The following is a 17,755-nucleotide window of genomic DNA, read 5'->3' as shown; positions in this document are numbered from 1 at the left end:
TCCCCTACCGTCTTCCGTGGAGCTGGCGGTTGGCTTGAACTATGAACGAACAGACAACCGACCAGAAGATCGTCGTCATCACCGGAGCGAGTTCCGGCATCGGACGCGGTGCAGCCATCGAGATCGCCGCCCGCGGAATGGGTGTCGTCATCACGTACAACGCACGTCCCGCCGGTGCCGAAGAGACCGTCTCAGCGATCCGTGACAGTGGAGGCACTGCTGTTGCCTTGCCGCTCGACATCGGTCGCAGCGAGACCTTCCCCGACTTCGCCGATGCTCTCACCGGGGTGCTGCGAAGGGAGTGGAACGCGGAGCGCATTCACGCCTTGGTGAACAATGCCGGTTTCGGCGGAGGCATGGCTTTCGAGGAGATGACCGAGGATGCCTTCGACGAGTACTACCGGGTGCTGCTGCGGGGCCCGTACTTCCTCACCCAGGCACTCCTGCCCCTGATAGAGGACGGCGGGGCGATCGTGAGCACCTCCAGCAGCGCTGCGCGTCCCGGGGAGACCGAACCCGGGTACTCCGGTTACGCCGCGATGAAGGGGGGACTCGTGGTCGCCTCCCGTTTCCTGGCCAAGGAGCTCAGCGGTCGGGCGATTCGCGTCAACTCGATCGCCCCGGGCCCGACACGCACCCGTCTCGGCGACAACGCCTTCGAGCGGTTCCCTCAGGTGATCGACGGGATCGTGGCCAAGACCGCCTTCGGACGGCTCGGGGAACCGGCCGACGTCGGAAAGGTCATCGCCTTCCTCGTCTCCGACGACTCCGCCTGGATCACGGGCCAGGATATCCAGGCAGCCGGAGGATACGCATTGTGAACGCCCAGTGGGAAACTGTTGTCCTCACCGGCGCCACCAGCGGCATCGGAGAGGCGACAGCGCTCCGTCTCGCCACAATGACGACAACCCTGATCATTCTCGGAGTCGAACCACGGGAGGACGCCGCTGGCGTGATCCAGCGGGTGCGTGACGCTGGCGCCGCGAACGTGCATTACATCGCAGCGGACTTCACCCACTTGCGACAGGTCGTCGAAGCGGTGCACCACATCCAGTCATTGGTGACCTCGATTGATCTGCTCATCAACGACGCGGGTGTCCCCGGCGCACCGGTTCGGATCATCACGTCAGACGGGTTCGAACGCACTTTGCAGGTGAACGCACTCGCGCCGGCCCTGTTCACTCGTCTCCTGGTTCCGACGCTCGCCGAAGGCGCCCGGATAGTCAACGTCGGTTCCTCCGCACACCGCATCGAACAGTTCGACTTCGACAACATCGACCTCGAGCACGACTACCGTCCGATCGCTGCCTACGCCAGAGCGAAATTGGCGATGGTGACCTGGTCGTCGCTGTTGGCCGAAGAGGAGGCCGCCACAAACACCACGGTCGTCGCCCTCTGCCCAGGCCTGAACGACACGCCACTGAGCGCGGCGATGACTGGCGGGACGGGCGGACCGCCGTCCCATGGGGCCGCGCGGGTGCTGTTCGCGGCCTCAGCCGACGTCCCCTCGGGCTCCTACCTCGAAAGCGACCGCGTCGTCAGCCCGAGCGCTGAGGTCCTCGACGCCATCAACCGGAAGCACCTGACCCGCCTGTACGGGCAACGGCTGGCACCCTTCGCAGCATGTGCGGGGACGAACCGATGAGCGGCATGACCGTACCCGGTCCGCTCATCGGTCGGGTCGCCGTCGTCTTCGGGGCGACAGGCTGGATTGGACGAGCGATCTGCACCGAATTCGTTCGCCTCGGCGCGAGTATCGTGATGGTCGGGCGCGACCGCGAACGACTGCATGAGATGCATCAGCAACTCGACGTCGATGACCGGATCATGCCCGCCGTCGCCGACGTCACATCTCCGCTCGACGTCGACGACGCTCGACGTGCAGCCATCGAACGCTTCGGGCACGTCGATCTCCTCGTGGTCTCATCCGGCGTCATCAGCGGCTCTGCGTTCGAGGACGGCGTGCCCGGCGACTGGGCTCAGATGATCGACGTGAACCTCCGTGGCCTCCTCCACGCCTCACAAGCCTTCGCCGAACCACTGCTCACCGCGGCCGACCACGGTGGACCGGCAGACATGGTGTTCATCGGGGCGGTCAGCACCGACGTCCATGCCCCGCGATTCGCCGTCTTCAACGCCGTCTCCGCCGCTATCAAGCAGCTCGCCCGCACGTTGAGATACGAGTACGGTCCCCGAGGGATGCGAGTCCACATCATCGAGCCCGGATTCGGGGTCGATCCCAACCAGGTGAGCCAAGAGGAACTCGCTGCCCCGTCTCCGCGGCCGCGCCTCCGCGAGTCCTCACCAGTCACCCCCCAGACGATCGCGGCCGTTGTCGCTCTCGCGGCGAGCCTCCCCAAGGGGGCCAACCTCGCCGAAGCCCTGCTCCTGCCGACCGAGAAAGTCTCCTCATGAACGCCGCGACGTCCCCGAAACGCAGCGCGCGCAACCGGCTGCGAAACACCCCAGGGGCGCTGCGCGGCGCGCTCGTGCTGTTCGCAGGCACGATCATCGCGCTCGTCTGGGCCAATCTTCCCGGCTCGAACTACGAAGCATTCTGGCACCTCCCGCTCGGGTTCGAGATCGGCTCGTTCACGTTCGATCTCGATCTCCTGCACTGGGTCAACGACGCGCTCATGGCCCTCTTCTTCGCCCACGTCACCCTCGAGGTCCGCCGCGAGCTCGAACTCGGCGAGCTTCGGGACTGGCGTCGCGCCAGCGTGCCCCTCATCGCCGCCGTCGCCGGTCTCGTCGTCCCCGCACTCGTCTATGTCGCCGTCACCTGGGGCAGCGGGTCCGTCGAGGGGTGGGGCGTCGTGGTCTCCACCGACACGGCGTTCGTCCTCGGCATGCTCGCTCTCGTCGGCCGGGTCATGCCGCCCGCGCTCCGCATCTTCCTCGTCACCCTCGCCGTCGCGGACGATGTCGGAGCCCTCGCCGTCATCGCCTTCGCCTACACCGATGACTTCACCCCCCTGCCACTCCTGCTCGCCGCGGCGGGCCTCGGAATCATCGCGCTGATGCGCTTCGCACGCGTGTGGAGGGGAGTGCTCTACCTGCTGCCCTCCATCCTGGTCTGGGTCGGGTTCCTGCTCTCCGGCGTCCACGCGACCCTCGCCGGCGTAGCGATAGCTCTGCTCCTGCCCATCTTCGCCACACGGTTCGACGACATCCGCCGCGCCCAAGACCACGTCCGGGCCTTCCAGATGGCGCCCACCGCACGCTACGCGCGGACTGCAGAGAACTCGCTCGCCCGCGCCGTCTCGGTGAACGAACGCGCCTATAACGCCCTCACCCCCTACGTCGCTTGGCTCATCCTCCCGGTCTTCGCCCTCGCCAACGCCGGAGTACGCATCACCCAGGACTCACTCCTCGACGCCTTCACATCCCGGCTCACCTGGGGAATCATCATCGGATTGGTCGTCGGCAAGACTCTCTCGATCACCGTGGCCACCTGGATCATGACGCGAGTGCGCCCCAACGCTCTGAGTCCCTCGTTGCGCTTGTCCCAGATCTTCGGCGTCAGTCTCCTGTCGGGGATGGGTTTCACCATCTCGCTCTTCGTCGTCGAGCTCGCCTTCGACGACCCCACCGACGTCAGCCGTGCCCAGATCGGAGTCATCGCCGCCACCGCGCTCGCGGCGATCCTCGGCGCGATCGCCTTCTCCATCCTGAGCGGCCGGGAGCAGCGTCTCTTCCCGAACCGCGACCGCCTTCTCCGCCCGCTCGATCCCGACCGAGACCCCGTGCTGGGCGATGCATCGGCCGCCATCATCACCGTGGTGGAGTACGGAAACTACGCGACGCCATTCTCACCCGGAGCCACCGAGATGCGCCAAGAAATGATCGGCCGCTTCGGGAGCGACGTCTGCCACACTTTCCGCCACCTCCCACTCGAGGAGCCGCTCGGACGGTCAGCGGCCCTCGCCAACGAAGCTGCGGCAGAACAGGGACGATTCTGGGAGATGCGCGACGCCCTTCTCGCACAGGCGCCCATTCGCACCGAACGCCAGATTCAACGCGCTGCAGCGGCCGCGGGGCTGAACCTGCGTCGCTTCGAGCACGACTGGATGCACTCGATCGGATCGGAACGAGTGGTCCAGGACGTCGATGAGGGGCACGACATGCACCTCATGCAAGCCCCCGCCTTTTTCATCGACGGACGTCGATACACCGGTGCCATCGACCCTGACTCGGTCAACAGTGCAGTCGCAGAAGCCCTCGATCGGGCGCATGCCCGCGCAGGCACAACAGGAATGGGCAAAGACCCCAGAGCAATGTCTCCATGCACGACCTTCCGCAATGAGGTGATTGAGACGTGACTTCTTCATCTGTGACGTATGGACCCACCGAGCGTCCGGACGTCGATCCGGAGATCGCTGCCTTGGTGGCGGAGTTGCCTCCGTTCGTGGATCTCAGCGCCGACACGTTGCCACAAGCGGACCGCGTGGCTGCGCCGTGCTGGGCGCGGCGGTCGATGCCGGCTAGGACCCGCTGAGCGCTTCCTCATCGGCCGCGACGTTCTTCTGCACCGCGAACTGGGTGCGGTGCAGTTCCTCGTATCGTCCTCCCGCGGCGAGCAGTTCCTCGTGCGTGCCCTGCTCCACGATGGAGCCGTCCTCGACCACGAGGATGAGGTCCGCACTGCGGATGGTGGAGAGGCGGTGTGCGATCACCATGGCCGTGCGCCCCTCGAGCGCCTCGCTGAGCGCCGCTTGCACGGCGGCCTCCGACGTCGAGTCCAGCGCCGCCGTGGCTTCGTCGAGGATGACGATGCGCGGCTGGGCGAGCAGGAGCCTCGCGATGGTCATGCGCTGACGCTCGCCGCCCGACAGCCGGTAGCCGCGCTCGCCCACCATGGTGTCCAGCTGGTCGGGCAGGGACCGGATGAGCGGCTCGAGCCGCGCCCGGCGGACGGCGTCCCACACCTCGTCCTCGGTGGCCTCGGGCCTCGCAAGGCGCAGGTTCGAGAGGATGCTCTCATGGAACAGGTGGCCGTCCTGCGTCACCATGCCGAGGGTGCGCCGCATGGACGCGAACGTGACGTCGCGAACGTCCGTGTCGGCGAGGCGCACGGCACCGCTGTCCACGTCGTACAGGCGCGAGAGGAGCTGCGCGATCGTGGACTTGCCGGCGCCGGACGTACCGACGAGAGCGACGGTCTGCCCCGGCTCGATCCGGAAGGACACACCGTGCAGGACCTCCTCGCCGCCGCGCGTGTCGAGGGTCGCGACCTCCTCGAGGGAGGCGAGGGACACCTTGTCGGCGGACGGGTAGGCGAAGCGGACGTCGTCGAACTCAACGGCGACCGGCCCCACGGGAACCTCGACGGCGTCCGGCTTCTCCTGGATGAGCGGCTCGAGGTCGAGTACCTCGAAGACGCGCTCGAAGCTCACCACCGCGCTCATGATCTCCACTCGTGCGTTCGCGAGGCTGGTCAGCGGCGCGTAGAGGCGGGTGAGGAGGAGCGCCAGAGTGACGACCTCACCCGTGTCCAGCTGGCCGCCGAGGGCGAGGGAACCGCCGAGCCCGTACACGAGCGCGAGGGCGAGAGCGGAGACGAGCATCAGAGCGGTGAAGAAGACGAACTGCAGCATCGCGGTCCGAACCCCGATGTCACGGACACGGGCGGCACGGACGCGGAACTCCTCGGCCTCCGCGTCGGGCCGGCCGAACAGCTTGACGAGGGTGGCTCCGGGTGCCGAGAAGCGCTCGGTCATCTGGGTGCTCATGTCCGAGTTGTGGTCGGCGGCCTCGCGGCGCAGCGCGGCGAGGCGGCTGCCCATGCGGCGAGCGGGCAACAGGAAGATGGGGAGCATGATCACGGCGAGAACAGTCACGAGCCAGGACGTGCTGAGCATGACGATCAGGGTGAGGATGAGCGCCACGAGGTTGGTGACCACGCCGGACAGTGTGCCGCTGAAGGCCTGCTGAGCACCGATCACATCGTTGTTGAGGCGGCTCACGAGGGCGCCCGTCCGCGTGCGGGTGAAGAACGCGATCGGCATCTTCTGCACATGATTGAAGACGGCTGTGCGGAGATCCAGGATCACGCCTTCGCCGATCCGCGCCGAGTACCAGCGCGTCACGAGGGAGACGGCCGCGTCGGCCACGGCCACGAGGGCGATGACGACGGCGAGCCACACGATCGTTGAGACCTCGCCCCGCGCGACGATGACGTCGACCACCTGGCCGGCGAGCACCGGCGTCGCGACCGCGAGGAACGCTCCCACGACCGAGAGGGTGATGAAGATCACCAACTGGGACCGGTAGGGCACCGCGAACGTCATGATCCGCCGCACCGACTCACGGGAGAAGCCGTGCTTGCCGTCCCGGGCGGACGAGATCTTGTACAGCGAGCTCCAGGCCGCGCTCTCCATGCTCATTGCGGTTCCTTCCGTGGGCCCCAGCCCACCTTAGACGCCGGGTCGCCCGGGCTCTGTTCGCCGAGCGACGGCGAGCTTCAGAAGCAGCCCGGTGTGGCGGCCCGAGCGAGCGGCTGCCGAGGTGGCGTGTTGGGCGCCGCCGGCGTGGACGGCGTCGGGACCGCGCCCATTTCCATGACTGCGTGCCGGCAGGTGGAAGCGCAGCGTTGTAACGGGATAGATCGCTCACGGTGTGTTCTGCGAATCGCTAGCGTGAGCAGGTGCGCATCTATCTCAGTGCCTACCGATTCGGTCCGCGGGCGGAAGTGTTGCGACGTGTCGATGGCCGAGCCCTGATCGTGATGAATGCGTTGGACGAGTACGAAGAGCGCCTGCTGAGTTGGGGTCGGGAAGTCGACGACCTCGCGCGGCTCGGCTATCGCAGTGAGGAACTCGATCTACGGGACCATTGGGGCGGCGAGGAGAATCTGCTGAGAGAGCGTCTCGCGGCCGCCGATCTGCTCTGGGTCGTAGGGGGGAATGCGTTCGTACTGGCGCGGGCGGCGACGGAAGCGCGGTTGGGGGCCGCGCTCGCCCGCTCACCGCACCTCGACTACGCCGGCTACTCGGCGGGCGCCTGTCTCACCTCGACGGATCTACGCGGAATCCACATGATGGATGACGACTCGACGTATCCTCCCGGCTACCGGCCCGAAATGCGTGCGCTGACCGTGAACCTGACCGGCACACGGATCGTCCCCCACGCCGGTTCCGACGACGCACGCGCAGCAGCCGACTATCTCCGGAAGCGGGATCTCGGCTTCATCGAACTCCCAAACGGCGACGACAAGCTGATCGACATGCCGTCCGCTCTGGGACTTCGCAACTGACGGTCATCGAGCTGTTTCGATCACTCGACCTCGCGGCACATCAGTAGGTAGGGCTCTCGGCCGACCTCTTCGCCAGTGGTCGAGCGGAGCTCGAAGCCGACGGCTCGCCAGAATCGGATGCCGTGCTCGTTCTTCACGTCAGGGTCGACCGTGAGCCGATCTATGCCCCTTTCTCGAGCGGGGGCGATTATGGCGTCGACCACGAGTCGACCGGTCCCTTGACCTCGCGCTGCTGACGACAGGATGAGGTCGATCCCGGCGCTCCCGCCGCCCTCTGAGTGCATCTGGACGATTCCGACCGCTTCCTCCTCGACCAGGACGATGAAGCACTCGACCTCGGAAAGACGCGTTCCGAGGTACTTGGCGCGGATGAGGGCGTCGGACGGTCGTCCTAGACCACCCCACCCGGACAACGACGGGTCGTCAAACAAGCGACGAAGAGTCGCGAAGTCGTCCAGGGCCGCGAGCTTCAGTCTCATAGACAACATCTTCGACTGACGACTGCCTAGCGAATAGACCAGTCGCTTCCCAGGGTCGATTCGACCTCGGACCTCGGGCGTAACTGGCAATGGTGCGGTGAAGATGTTGCGCGCTCTGAGAGGATGAGCGTGTGGATGTGGAAGCTGCACAACGAGATGTCCGCCGCGTCTATCGTGGTGGGTTTTCAGGTCCGCTTGTCTCCGCGGTGATCTGGGCCGCGGCCGCTGCGGCCTACCAGTGGGTGGCGGCCGCAGCGGCCATGACTGTGCTGTTTATCGGGGGGATGCTGATCTTTCCGCTGTCTTCGCTCATCTTGAAGGCCATGAAAGGGCCGGCCTTCCTGCCCAAGGGACACCCTTCCATCGCCCTCGCTATGCAGAGCGCGTTCACTGTGCCGCTCGGGCTGCTTGTGGCGATCGCACTCGGTACTCTGGCGCCGTCGTTGTTCCTGCCGGCCTCGCTCATCATCGTGGGCGCTCACTACCTCACGTTCATCTCGCTCTATGGAATGCGTCTATATGGCGTCCTGGCTGGGGTTCTTGTAGCCGTGGGCGCGGCCGCAATATTCGTAGTTCCGGCGTTGCGAGGAGCCAGCGGTTGGATCGGTGCTGCGGTGCTGCTCGTCTCAGCCATTCCTCTCTTCGTCAGCCATCGAGTTGAGGCCCAGCATCCCGACTCGTCGCGCGTCGCCGGCGATTCCAGTCATCTGGGCCTGTGACCGTTCGCAATTCACTGGCAGTGTGGATTCTGCTGCAGCAGACCTGAACGTCGAGAGTTCTCGGGTTCAGGCGATCGTGGGGTGGCTGAGACGAAACCCGTTCCGGGGCGGTCGGGTGTCGGTCCGGAGTTGGGGTCCCCGTGGCCGCTGCTGCTGGGGAAGAACGGTCTCGAGGCCGAGAGCGGCACGCCCAGTGGCATGTACTCTGGTGCCGTGTTCAGGCAGCAGCGATTTCGTGACCCCCGGCCGGGATATGGCCGCGGGGTCATCGACGTGCGCCAATAGCGCTCTAGGTCTCCGCAGGCGCGGCCGGGGGGAAGTTCTCACCCTTCGCCATCCTGCAAACGTCTCGGAGACCTTCTCATGTCGCACGCCGACTATCTGACTTCTGACCAGCTTTCCCGCGCGCTGGATATGCGCGACCTCACGGACCCCACGGAGGGTCCACACGCCATCCACGTTCTTCTCGATGCGGTGGTGACGGCGCTGCAAACCCAGTGGGGCAGCACCGTTCGTTACGTCCGGAACTCGCCGATCGTGCCCGTGCGCGAGAACTACGACCGTCTCGGTTACGACGCCGGTGACGTCACGCGCGCGCGCCGCTACACCCGGTACATCAGCCCCACGGTGATGCTGCGAAGCCACACGAGCGCGGCGCTCCCGACTGCGCTCGAGGACTACGCAGGCCAGGACGGGGTCGACGAGCTGATCGTTGCTCCCGGTCTGGTCTACCGGCGGGACGTGGTCGACCGCAGCCACGTGGGCGAACCACACCAGGTCGATCTCTGGCGCGTTCGCGAAACCGCGGACACCGACGACGGCGACATGCTCACGATGATCGACGGGCTTGTTCGCGCGGTGCTCCCGGGTGCCGAATGGACCGTGACCGATGTCACGCACCCGTACACGGTCGGGGGCCGCCAGATCGACGTGCTCCATAACGGCGAGTGGCTCGAACTGGCCGAGTGCGGGCGTATCCACCCCGATGTGTTGCGCGGATCGGGCCTCGACCCTGAGCAGTGGTCGGGCCTCGCGCTCGGCATGGGGTTGGAACGGGCGTTGATGCTGCGGAAAGGCATCCCCGATATCCGCTACTTGAGGGCGGGAGACCCCCGGATCGCCTCCCAGATGCTCACGCTGGAACCCTGGCAGCCCGTATCGATGCTCCCAGCGTCCCGACGGGACATCTCCGTGGTCCTGGCAGCGGAGGAGGACGAAGAGACATTGGGCGATCGGATCCGCACTGCACTCGGGGACGACGCTGACGTTATCGAGTCCGTCCACGTACTCGGCCGCACACCTCATGAGGAACTACCCGAGGCGGCGCGCACTCGTCTCGGCACGCGAGGCGGTCAGGTCAATCTTCTGCTGAGGATCGTCCTACGTCCCATCGACCGAACGCTCACCTCCGACCAGGCCAACGCGATCCGCAACCGGATATATCTGGCGGTGCACGAGGGGCCCGTGATGGAGCTGGTGTGAGGGTGACCTTCGAGCGCGAGCGCATCTCGGCATTGCGACCGCTCCCGTGCCGGTGATGCGGCGGATGAGGTCGGCGTGACCGGACGGGTTGCGCCCTCGCCCCGGCGCCGTGATCGTGGAAGCTATGACGATGCATCCGCTGTGGCGGCCGCTCCACACCGGGGCGAACGCGGCCCGACAGGGGCAGCGCATCGCCCGCAGACAGACGGAGCCCGGGCCGCTGCGAGCGCATGACCCGTCGTGGAGTGCCGACTACGCGGCGGTCGAGCAACTCGTCCGCGAGGCGATCGGCGACGACGCCCTCACCGTCCGCCACGTCGGGTCGACCGCGGTCGACGGGCTCGTCGCCAAGCCGGTCATCGACGTCGACCTCACCGTCCCCGACGTCGACGACGAGTCTCGCTACCTCCCCGCACTCGAGCGGGCGGGCTCCCGGCTGATCTTCCGCGACGAGATGGCCGGTGACCCTCACAGGCACCTGACGCTCGCGCAGCCGAACACCAATCTGCACGTCTGGAATCCGGGGGCCGCGGAGCCGCGGCGTCACGCGCTCTTCGTGGACTGGTTGCGGCTGAACCCCGCGGATCGTGAGCGGTACGCCGAGGCGAAGCTCGCTGCGGTCGAGAACGACGGCGGAGGCCGCTTACAACGACCTCAAAGCGACGATCGTGTACGAAATCTACGAGCGTGCCTTCCGGGCTGACCCGCACCACCATCACAACCCTCGCTGATTGCGGGAGGTGGGGTTCAGCGCGTCGCGACGGCGACGACCACGACGCCGCACGCGACCGCCGCGCTGAGTGTCATCGCGGCGACCAGGCCGGGCAGCGTCCCGTCGGGGAGCGCGATGCGATCGGTCGACGCCGTCGTGAGGCGTATGTGCTGCTCGCGATAGCGATGATGCGATGCGACGAGGACGACGACCGCGAGGACGACCCCCGCCCCCGCGGGGACGACCGCCCACGCGCCGAGAAGAGTCGGAAGCACCCGGATGCCGACGACGGCCGCGACGACGAGCGCGAGGGCGGTGCGGCGCCACGCGAGCGCCGTCCGCTCCGGCTGGAGACCGGCGTCGAACGGTCGCGCTCCGCGGTCGTCCGCGTCCTCCGGGGCGCCCGTCCCATCACCGCTCACGCGAAGACGACCCCCAGGAGGACGAGCACGCCGACGACGAGCACGGCGACGCCGAGCGGCAACGCGAGGTTCGCCGAGGGCAGGGGCGTGTCGAGTCGCAGTGCCCGCTCGGAGCGGGTCCAGCCGAGCCAGGCCTGAATCGGGGTCAGGATGCCCGCGACGATGAGGAGCACCGAGGCGGCGAGCCGGAACCCGGGCTGAAGGCCGAGCCCGAGGGTCTCGAGCGCGACACCACCGGCGAGCAGGGCCAGTGACGTGCGGATCCAGGCGAGGAAGGTGCGCTCGTTCGCGAGCGAGAATCGCGCGTCGGGCTCGGCGCCGTGTCGATAGACGCTCTTCGGGAACCTCCGGTCGTGTGCGCTCACGCTGTCACCGCCCCCGAAGCGTTGGTTGCCGGCGAACTCGCCAGCGTCTCGTCGTCGGAGCGGCGCTCAACGGTGCGGAAGCCGCCGTTGCCCATCGAGGAATCCGGCGTGTTCGACGAGCGCGCCGCGTTGCGGTACCGATTGCAGTAGGAGTCGTGGCACAGGTAGGAGCCACCGCGCATGACGCGCACCTGGCCACGTTCCGGGCCGCGCGGGTCGATCCGCGGCGAGACGCTGTAGTAGCCGGGGTGCCACCAGTCGGCACACCACTCCCAGACGTTCCCGATCGTCTGCCACAAGCCGTAGGCGTTGGGTTCGAACGTGCGTACGGGGGCGGTCGTGAGGAATCCGTCGTCGAGCGTGTTCTCCGTGGGGAAGACGCCCTGCCAGATGTTCATGCGCCACGGTTCCCCCGGCCGCGGTCTCGTGGTGGGCGCCGCCGCGTCCTCGTTCCCATGAGGATCGTCGCCCCACGGGAAGCGTGAGCCGTCGCGGCCACCCCGCGACGCCGCCTCCCACTGCGCTTCCGTGGGCAGTGAGCGCCCGGCCCAGACGCAGTACGCGAGCGCGTCGTTCCAGCTGATGTGGACGACGGGATGGTCGCCGAGGCCGTCGATGTGGGAACCGCGGCCGCCGGGATGACGCCAATCGGCCCCCTTCACGCCCCGCCACCACGGAGTCGCCGGCGGCGCACCCATGATGTCCTCGACGGGAGCGGTGATGGCGAGGTGGAAGACGGCGGAGAAACCCCAGGTCTCGGCCTCGGTGCGGTAGCCGGTCGCGTCGACGAAGCGCGCGAAGTCATCGTTCGTGACACTCGTCGCGTCGATGGAGAACGCCTCGAGCGTCACGTCGTGCACGGGTGTCTCGCCGTCGCCGCGGTTCTCGTCACCGTGTGCGTCGCCCATGCGGAAGGTCTGCGCGGGAATGGCCGCCTGTTCGATCCGGTGGCGGGACGGAGCAGCAGTCACGGGGAGCGGGGGGATCTCACCGGCGGGCGGGGCGGCGAGGAACGCCTCCCGTCCTTTCGGGGCGCAGCAGTCGGGAAGGGCATGACCACCGTCATCGATCGCCGCATGCTCGGCGTTGTGCACCGGGCCGAGTTCCGGCGGCTCACTCGGGTGGAGTTCCGACGCGTCGTCGTTCCTCTGCATGGATTCTCCTGGTATCGCGGGTGTCGGGGATGTGCCTGCCGAAGGGGAGGTGGGGGTCACGACGGCGACCGGCGCGCCGCGGAGCGGCCCTCGACGCGGTCGATGATCGCCTCCGCGAGCGGAGCGTCCACGATGAGGGTGTGGACGTAACCCGCTCGCGCCGCGGCGATGGTCGCGTCGGCTCGATGCGGACCGTAGCTCGTGGCAACGATGTGCGGAACGGTACGCAGTTGCGCTGCCCCGATACCGATCACTCGGCTGTCGAATTCGGAGCTCACGAGGCGTCCATCCGAACTGAAGACCCTGCCGGTGATCTCTCCGACCGCTCCCGCTCGCGAGATCTCCTCCGCGAGCTTCGGCGGCACGAGTCCGTAGAGCGCCGAGCCGTCCGTCGACCACGTGCCGACCGATACGACCGCCAGGTCGAGGCGGGAGGCGCGATCGAGGCACTCCGCGATCTCCGGCTGCGCTTCGAGGGAGTGGCGCGTCGCCGCGCTGTCGACGACGATCGGCGCGTAGATCGGGTAGGCGGTGCCTCGCGACAGGCGTGCGACCTGCCGGATGATCTCGACGGATCCGAGCCGGTCGCCGGTCAGGGTGACGGCCCCCGCGAGCTGGACGACATCGCACGGGGCGAGTTCCGTGAGGTGGGTGACCATCGCCTCGATCGCGCGGCTCCAGGTGAAGCCCACGGCGTCACCCTCTCGGACGGTCCGGGCGAGCACGCCGGCGAGGGCTGAACCGATCGAATCCAGCGAGGGCTCCAGGCCGAGCCGCCGGGATCGCCCGACGACGATCGTCTCCCTCACCCCGAGAGCCGCCGTCACGGCATCGGCGAGTGTGCGGTCGGTGTCGGCGGGATCACCGACCGAGATGCGCACCAGGCCGAGTTGCCTCGCTTCGTCGAGCATCCGTGCGACCTGCCAGCGGCTCAGGCCTTCGCGCTCGGCGATGGCGACCTTCGACACATCATCGAGGTAATAGGAGCGCGCGACGCGGAGCATCTGCTGTGCGTCGGTCGGAGGGCGACGTGCTTCAGGGATCGGGCGGGGAATGGGAGTACCTCCGGATCGGAACGAGTCCATTATCGCTCAAATGTGCGTTTGCAGAACTTCCGTTTGTGAGGCCGCGCGGCGGCGCGCTACGGTCGCTTCACTGAAGAGCAGCGCAAGCTGCACATTTGAGCATACTGTCGTCCAAGGAAGGGCATCAGAACCATGTCGTCACACAACAACCCCGCCGCTCCCGCGGATGTAAGCCGCGCCGCGCCCGAGGCTCCGAGCCCGCGGAAGGCCGTCAGTGCGGCGTTCGCCGGCGCCTTCATCGAGTGGTACGACTTCTACCTCTACGGCACCGCCGCCGCCCTCGTCTTCCCGCAGGTCTTCTTCCCCGAGTCCGACCCGACCGTGTCGCTGCTGCAGTCGTTCGGATCCTTCGCCGCCGGCTTCCTCATGCGCCCGCTCGGCGCCGTCGTCTTCGGCCACTTCGGCGACCGGATCGGCCGCAAGAACATGCTCATCCTCACCGTGCTGCTCATCGGCATCTGCACGTTCGGCATCGGTCTCCTGCCCGGCTACGAGCAGATCGGCGTCTGGGCGGTCGTCCTGCTCCTCCTCGCCCGCCTCATCCAGGGCTTCGGCATCGGGGGCGAGTTCGGGGGAGGGTCCCTCGTCGCGCTCGAGAACGCGCCGGCCGGCAAGCGGGGCCTCATGGGCAGCTTCCACCAGATGGGCACGCCCGCCGGCCTGCTCGTCTCGACGGGTGTCTTCAGCCTCATGCAGCTGCTCCCCGACGACCAGTTCATGTCGTGGGGCTGGCGCGTCCCGTTTCTGCTGAGCGGCGTCTTCGTCATCGCCGCCTTCCTCATCCGGCGGTCGCTCCCCGAGACACCCGCGTTCGAGAAGGACGAAGACGACGTGCGCAGCATCCCGTTCTTCTCACTCATCCGCGAGAGCTGGAGGAATCTGCTCCTCGGTATCGGCGCCCGGATGGCGGACGCCGTGACGTACAACATCATCAACGTCTTCGCGATCTCGTTCGTCACGACGTACCTCGGTCTCCCGAGCACCCTCATCCTCGTCGGCTTCACGATCTCCGCCGGTGTCCAGATCTTCCTGCTGCCCCTCTTCGGGACGTGGTCCGACCGGGTCGGCCGCAAGCCCGTCTACCTCACCGGCATCATCATCTGCGCCATCGGCGGACTCGTCTACTTCCCGATCCTCCAGCTGAACCAGCCGCTCACCACCTGGCTCATCATCATCGCGATCCATGCCGTCGGCACGGGCATGATGTTCTCGATCCAGGGCGCGTTCTTCGCCGAGATGTTCGGCACGCGCATGCGGTACACGGGCCTCGGCGTCGTGTACCAGAGCTCCTCCCTCCTCGGAGGCGCCCCGACCCCGGCCATCGCCGTGGCGCTCGCCTCCGTGTTCATGGGCTCGTTCTGGCCGGCGGTCATCTACCTCGTCGCGATGTGCGTCATCAGTGGCGTGTGCGTGCTCATCGCCGCGGACAACTCCAAGGTCGACCTGAGCGACACCGCGTCGATCACCACGGCGCGCTCGAAGCGGGTCCGCGCGTGAGCGCCGCCACCACGAACGCCCCATCGGAAGGAACGGGAGACATGACATCGACACCAGGGTCGAAGCGACCCAACATCGTGCTCATCATGACCGACCAACAGCGTTTCGACTCGATCGCGGCGCTCGGTCACACCCACGTCGACACCCCTCACCTCGACCGGCTCGTGCGAGAGGGGACGGCGTTCACGAACACCTACGTCGCGTCGCCCTCGTGCGCGCCATCGCGCGCGAGCCTCTTCACCGGCCTGTACCCGCACAGCTCCGGTGTCCTGAGGAACGACGACAAGTGGTCACACTCGTGGGTGGAACTGCTCGCCGATTCCGGTTATCGCTGCACGAGCATCGGCAAGATGCACACCTATCCGTACGAGGCGCCCGTCGGCTTCCACGAGCGCCACGTGATCGAGAACAAGGACAGGGCGCACCCCAACCTGCCGTACTTCCTCGACCAGTGGGACAAGGCGATCTGGATCCGCGGGCACGAGAAGCCCAGCCGGGTGACGTACCGCACGCTCCCCGACTACGCCGAGCGCCTCGGCGCCTTCGAGTGGGAACTTCCGGACGACCTCCACGCCGACAACTTCGTCGGCAACCTGGCCCGTCACTGGCTCGACACGTACCCCGGCCACGACGCCCCGTTCTTCCTCCAGATCGGGTTCCCCGGCCCGCACCCGCCGTATGACCCGACGTCCCGGCACCTCGATGCGTACCGGGACCGCGAGATGCCGGAGGCCAAACGCACGCACGAGGACCTCGATTCGCAACCGACGCCGCTCAAGGAACTGCGGAAGCACCACCAGGCGAACGACCACGACGCGATCGTGCAGCTCGAGAACCCGACCGCCGAGCAGCTCGACCGCCAGCGCCGGCACTACTTCGCGAACGTGTCGCTCATCGACGAGCAGGTCGGCGGTCTCATCGACGCCCTCGACGCCCGCGGTGTGCTCGACGACACGATCATCGTGTTCACGTCCGACCACGGCGACGCCCTCAACGACCACGGGCACTCGCAGAAGTGGACGATGTACGAGCCGAGCGTGCACGTGCCCGGGATCATCTGGGGACCAGGCCGAGTGGCGGCGGACCAGCAACTGCCCGGTCTCATCTCGCTCATGGACTTCGCGCCGACGCTCCTCGAACTCGCGGGCCTCACGGCTCCGGAGTGGATGGAGGCCGAATCGCTCCTGCCCGCGCTGCGCGGTGACGAGTGGACGGGACGCACGTACGTGTTCTCCGAGCACGCTCGTGACTTCATCCTTACGGAGACGGCCCTCATGACGATGGTCCGCGACGAGCGGTTCAAACTCGTCGAGTTCATCGACTACGACGAGGGCCAGCTCTTCGACCTCGTCGACGACCCGTTCGAGGAGCACAACCTGTGGGGCGACGAGACCCATCGCGAGACGCGCGTGCGACTCGAGAAGGCGATCGCGAACTGGCGTGCGTCGAGTTCGATGACGACCGCGACGTGGGGGAAGGACTGGCGATGACGACGACGGGAGACACCATGACAGCGCAGGTCCTGCCGGAGACGATGCGCGTCTCGCTCCTGGAGGGTGAGCACCGACTCTCGTTGGCGGATCGTCCCGTTCCGGTCCCCGGCCCGCACGAGGTGCTCGTGCGCATCGCCGCCGTCGGTGTGTGCGGGAGTGACACCCACTACTTCGAACACGGCCGTATCGGCCCGTTCATCGTGGACTCGCCGCTCGTCCTCGGCCACGAGGCCTCCGGCACGATCGTCGCAGTGGGGTCCGACGTTGACCCCGGACGCATCGGAAGCCGGGTGTCGATCGAGCCCCAGAAACCCTGTCGCGAGTGCACGGAATGCAAGGCCGGACGATACAACCTCTGCTCGAACATGGAGTTCTACGCGACGCCTCCGATCGACGGCGCGTTCGCCGAGTTCGCGCTCATCGACCACGACTTCGCACATGACGTGCCCGACTCGATCTCGGACGAGGCAGCCGCGCTCATCGAGCCGCTCTCCGTCGGCATCTGGGCCTCGCAGAAGGCCGGTGTCACGGCCGGTTCCCGCGTTCTCATCGCGGGAGCCGGGCCGATCGGTGTCATCGCGGCCCAGGTCGCCCGGGAGTTCGGCGCGACGGAGGTCCATGTCACCGACATCTCCGAGGAGCGACTCGCCTTCGCTCTTGAGCACGGCGCCACTCATGGTCATGTCGCAGGCGAAGACCTCTCCGCGTTGAGTGTCGACGCGTTCATCGACGCTTCGGGAGCCGCGCCGGCCATCCGCGGCGGGATCGCCGCGGTGCGGCCGGCCGGTCGTGTCGTTCTCGTGGGTCTCGGGGCGGACGGTCTCGAGATCCCGGTGAATCTGCTGCAGAACCGCGAGCTCGCGCTCACGGGCGTGTTCCGCTACGCCAACACGTGGCCGATCGCCATCGCGCTCCTCGCGGCCGGGCGGGTCGACCTCGACGCTCTCGTGACGGGTCGCTTCGGACTCGACGACGTCGAGGCGGCGCTCACGAGCGGGCGTGCGCCGGGGAGTATGAAGGCCGTGGTCCTCCCCGGACGATGACGCGGTGCTCGTCGTCGGCGAGACCCGTGATCGTCGTCGACCACGACTC

At 67.3% G+C, this 17,755-nt stretch carries 17 protein-coding genes; 11 read left to right on the top strand and 6 right to left on the bottom strand.

The features are described from left to right. Positions 1–41: 41 nt before the first annotated feature. Genes ELQ92_RS00370 through nhaA form a run of 4 tightly spaced genes read left to right on the top strand, consistent with a single transcriptional unit; the run spans position 42 to position 4,322 of the window. Positions 42–821 carry an SDR family NAD(P)-dependent oxidoreductase gene (locus ELQ92_RS00370; protein WP_128496899.1) on the top strand — a complete coding sequence of 260 codons (780 nt, stop codon included), beginning with the start codon at positions 42–44 and terminating at the stop codon, positions 819–821. After that, a complete protein-coding gene (locus tag ELQ92_RS00365; protein ID WP_128496897.1) occupies positions 818–1,645 on the top strand; it encodes an SDR family NAD(P)-dependent oxidoreductase in 828 nt (275 codons plus the stop codon). Before ELQ92_RS00370 ends, ELQ92_RS00365 begins: the two co-directional genes overlap by 4 nt. Next, positions 1,642–2,415: an SDR family oxidoreductase gene (locus ELQ92_RS00360; protein WP_166426657.1), complete on the top strand. Its 774-nt coding sequence runs from the start codon at positions 1,642–1,644 to the stop codon at positions 2,413–2,415. The genes ELQ92_RS00365 and ELQ92_RS00360 overlap by 4 nt, the downstream gene beginning before the upstream one ends. Next, positions 2,412–4,322 (top strand): Na+/H+ antiporter NhaA, encoded by a 1,911-nt coding sequence (gene nhaA / locus ELQ92_RS00355; protein WP_128496893.1) that lies wholly within the window; start codon positions 2,412–2,414, stop codon positions 4,320–4,322. The genes ELQ92_RS00360 and nhaA overlap by 4 nt, the downstream gene beginning before the upstream one ends. A gap of 162 nt (positions 4,323–4,484) precedes the next feature. Here the strand turns inward: nhaA and ELQ92_RS00350 are convergent, their stop codons facing one another. Continuing rightward, the gene (locus ELQ92_RS00350) at positions 4,485–6,386 is read right to left on the bottom strand and encodes an ABC transporter ATP-binding protein (RefSeq protein WP_128496891.1); all 1,902 of its coding nucleotides are present in this window, start codon (positions 6,384–6,386) and stop codon (positions 4,485–4,487) included. Between the two features lie 260 nt (positions 6,387–6,646). On the opposite strand from ELQ92_RS00350, the gene ELQ92_RS00345 reads away from it, so the two are divergent. Beyond that, positions 6,647–7,255 carry a Type 1 glutamine amidotransferase-like domain-containing protein gene (locus ELQ92_RS00345; RefSeq protein ID WP_128496889.1) on the top strand — a complete coding sequence of 203 codons (609 nt, stop codon included), beginning with the start codon at positions 6,647–6,649 and terminating at the stop codon, positions 7,253–7,255. A 20-nt stretch (positions 7,256–7,275) separates the two neighbouring features. Here ELQ92_RS00345 and ELQ92_RS00340 read toward each other — a convergent pair whose 3' ends face one another. Continuing rightward, entirely contained in the window at positions 7,276–7,734 is a 459-nt protein-coding gene (locus ELQ92_RS00340) for a GNAT family N-acetyltransferase (protein ID WP_166426656.1), read from the bottom strand. Positions 7,735–7,865: 131 nt separating this feature from the next. On the opposite strand from ELQ92_RS00340, the gene ELQ92_RS00335 reads away from it, so the two are divergent. The 3 genes from ELQ92_RS00335 (at position 7,866) to ELQ92_RS00325 (ending at position 10,638) form a co-directional block, all read left to right on the top strand. Continuing rightward, positions 7,866–8,453, top strand: coding sequence for a DUF7010 family protein (locus tag ELQ92_RS00335; RefSeq protein ID WP_128496885.1), 588 nt, complete (start codon positions 7,866–7,868; stop codon positions 8,451–8,453). Positions 8,454–8,816: 363 nt separating this feature from the next. Then, positions 8,817–9,935 carry a PheS-related mystery ligase SrmL gene (gene srmL, locus ELQ92_RS00330; RefSeq protein WP_128496883.1) on the top strand — a complete coding sequence of 373 codons (1,119 nt, stop codon included), beginning with the start codon at positions 8,817–8,819 and terminating at the stop codon, positions 9,933–9,935. Between the two features lie 124 nt (positions 9,936–10,059). Then, positions 10,060–10,638, top strand: a complete 579-nt coding sequence (locus ELQ92_RS00325; RefSeq protein ID WP_128496881.1) for a GrpB family protein — start codon at positions 10,060–10,062, stop codon at positions 10,636–10,638. Between the two features lie 44 nt (positions 10,639–10,682). On the opposite strand, the gene ELQ92_RS00320 is transcribed toward ELQ92_RS00325, so the two are convergent. Genes ELQ92_RS00320 through ELQ92_RS00305 form a run of 4 tightly spaced genes read right to left on the bottom strand, consistent with a single transcriptional unit; the run spans position 10,683 to position 13,592 of the window. Continuing rightward, positions 10,683–11,069: a DUF202 domain-containing protein gene (locus ELQ92_RS00320; RefSeq protein ID WP_128496879.1), complete on the bottom strand. Its 387-nt coding sequence runs from the start codon at positions 11,067–11,069 to the stop codon at positions 10,683–10,685. Then, complete coding sequence (locus tag ELQ92_RS00315; RefSeq protein ID WP_128496877.1) at positions 11,066–11,434, bottom strand: YidH family protein; 369 nt, start codon at positions 11,432–11,434, stop codon at positions 11,066–11,068. The genes ELQ92_RS00320 and ELQ92_RS00315 overlap by 4 nt, the downstream gene beginning before the upstream one ends. Then, positions 11,431–12,588: a formylglycine-generating enzyme family protein gene (locus ELQ92_RS00310; protein WP_128496875.1), complete on the bottom strand. Its 1,158-nt coding sequence runs from the start codon at positions 12,586–12,588 to the stop codon at positions 11,431–11,433. Before ELQ92_RS00310 ends, ELQ92_RS00315 begins: the two co-directional genes overlap by 4 nt. A 56-nt stretch (positions 12,589–12,644) precedes the next feature. Then, the gene (locus ELQ92_RS00305) at positions 12,645–13,592 is read right to left on the bottom strand and encodes a sugar-binding transcriptional regulator (RefSeq protein ID WP_166426655.1); all 948 of its coding nucleotides are present in this window, start codon (positions 13,590–13,592) and stop codon (positions 12,645–12,647) included. Positions 13,593–13,805: 213 nt separating this feature from the next. On the opposite strand from ELQ92_RS00305, the gene ELQ92_RS00300 reads away from it, so the two are divergent. From ELQ92_RS00300 to ELQ92_RS00290, 3 genes are read left to right on the top strand one after another with little or no spacing between them, the layout of a single operon-like run. Then, positions 13,806–15,170: an MFS transporter gene (locus ELQ92_RS00300; protein WP_128496871.1), complete on the top strand. Its 1,365-nt coding sequence runs from the start codon at positions 13,806–13,808 to the stop codon at positions 15,168–15,170. 41 nt (positions 15,171–15,211) lie between these two features. After that, positions 15,212–16,660 (top strand): sulfatase family protein, encoded by a 1,449-nt coding sequence (locus tag ELQ92_RS00295; protein ID WP_128496869.1) that lies wholly within the window; start codon positions 15,212–15,214, stop codon positions 16,658–16,660. Continuing rightward, positions 16,657–17,706 (top strand): NAD(P)-dependent alcohol dehydrogenase, encoded by a 1,050-nt coding sequence (locus tag ELQ92_RS00290; protein WP_166426654.1) that lies wholly within the window; start codon positions 16,657–16,659, stop codon positions 17,704–17,706. Before ELQ92_RS00295 ends, ELQ92_RS00290 begins: the two co-directional genes overlap by 4 nt. Positions 17,707–17,755: the final 49 nt, after the last annotated feature.

Origin of the sequence: Labedella populi, from assembly GCF_004078655.1 — a bacterium.
GTDB lineage: Bacteria > Actinomycetota > Actinomycetes > Actinomycetales > Microbacteriaceae > Labedella > Labedella populi.
This window is presented reverse-complemented; position numbering and strand designations above follow the sequence as displayed.